A 1745-nucleotide genomic window follows, 5' to 3' on the forward strand; every position below is an offset into this window, starting at 1 on the left:
AATAACGTTTCGATGAAACAAATGCAGTATCAAAATGATACAAAAATTTGCGAAGTCAATTCGCTAGTAAATTCGTTTAACATCTGTTAAACAACAACAAGATTGAGTTAAAACTCAAACTTACAATTTTAAATTGAGAGTTTGATCCTGGCTCAGGATGAACGCTGGCGGCGTGCCTAATACATGCAAGTCGAACGCACTGTGGTTGAAATGAGATGAGAAGCTTGCTTCAAGTCAAATGCCAACATTGCAGTGAGTGGCGAACGGGTGAGTAACACGTGGGAAACCTACCTCTTAGCAGGGGATAACATCTGGAAACAGGTGCTAATACCGTATAACAATAAAAACCGCATGGTTTTGATTTAAAAGATGGTTCTGCTATCACTAAGAGATGGTCCCGCGGTGCATTAGTTAGTTGGTGAGGTAAAGGCTCACCAAGACGATGATGCATAGCCGAGTTGAGAGACTGATCGGCCACAATGGGACTGAGACACGGCCCATACTCCTACGGGAGGCAGCAGTAGGGAATCTTCCACAATGGACGAAAGTCTGATGGAGCAACGCCGCGTGTGTGATGAAGGGTTTCGGCTCGTAAAACACTGTTGTAAGAGAAGAATGACATTGAGAGTAACTGTTCAATGTGTGACGGTATCTTACCAGAAAGGAACGGCTAAATACGTGCCAGCAGCCGCGGTAATACGTATGTTCCAAGCGTTATCCGGATTTATTGGGCGTAAAGCGAGCGCAGACGGTTATTTAAGTCTGAAGTGAAAGCCCTCGGCTTAACCGAGGAATTGCTTTGGAAACTGGATAACTTGAGTGCAGTAGAGGAAAGTGGAACTCCATGTGTAGCGGTGAAATGCGTAGATATATGGAAGAACACCAGTGGCGAAGGCGGCTTTCTGGACTGTAACTGACGTTGAGGCTCGAAAGTGTGGGTAGCAAACAGGATTAGATACCCTGGTAGTCCACACCGTAAACGATGAGTGCTAGCTGTTCGAGGGTTTCCGCCCTTGAGTGGCGAAGCTAACGCATTAAGCACTCCGCCTGGGGAGTACGACCGCAAGGTTGAAACTCAAAGGAATTGACGGGGACCCGCACAAGCGGTGGAGCATGTGGTTTAATTCGAAGCAACGCGAAGAACCTTACCAGGTCTTGACATCCTTTGACCACTCCAGAGATGGAGCTTTCCCTTCGGGGACAAAGTGACAGGTGGTGCATGGTTGTCGTCAGCTCGTGTCGTGAGATGTTGGGTTAAGTCCCGCAACGAGCGCAACCCTTATTGTTAGTTGCCAGCATTTAGTTGGGCACTCTAGCAAGACTGCCGGTGACAAACCGGAGGAAGGCGGGGATGACGTCAAATCATCATGCCCCTTATGACCTGGGCTACACACGTGCTACAATGGCAAGTACAACGAGCAGCCAACCCGCGAGGGTGCGCAAATCTCTTAAAGCTTGTCTCAGTTCGGACTGTAGGCTGCAACTCGCCTACACGAAGTCGGAATCGCTAGTAATCGCGGATCAGCACGCCGCGGTGAATACGTTCCCGGGTCTTGTACACACCGCCCGTCACACCATGAGAGTTTGTAACACCCAAAGTCGGTGAGGTAACCTTTATAGGGGCCAGCCGCCTAAGGTGGGACAGATGATTAGGGTGAAGTCGTAACAAGGTAGCCGTAGGAGAACCTGCGGCTGGATCACCTCCTTTCTAAGGAAAATCGGAAGGCATTTGTTGAAACGTTATT

Annotated in this window: 1 rRNA gene; it reads left to right on the forward strand. The window is 48.7% G+C overall.

Features of this window, described 5'->3' with window-relative positions:
- Positions 1-129 precede the first annotated feature (129 nt).
- Positions 130-1708 (forward strand): 16S ribosomal RNA (locus tag IV73_RS06420).
- The last annotated feature ends 37 nt before the right edge of the window (positions 1709-1745 follow it).

Origin of the sequence: Weissella kandleri, assembly GCF_001438705.1 — a bacterium.
GTDB classification, from domain to species: domain Bacteria; phylum Bacillota; class Bacilli; order Lactobacillales; family Lactobacillaceae; genus Weissella; species Weissella kandleri.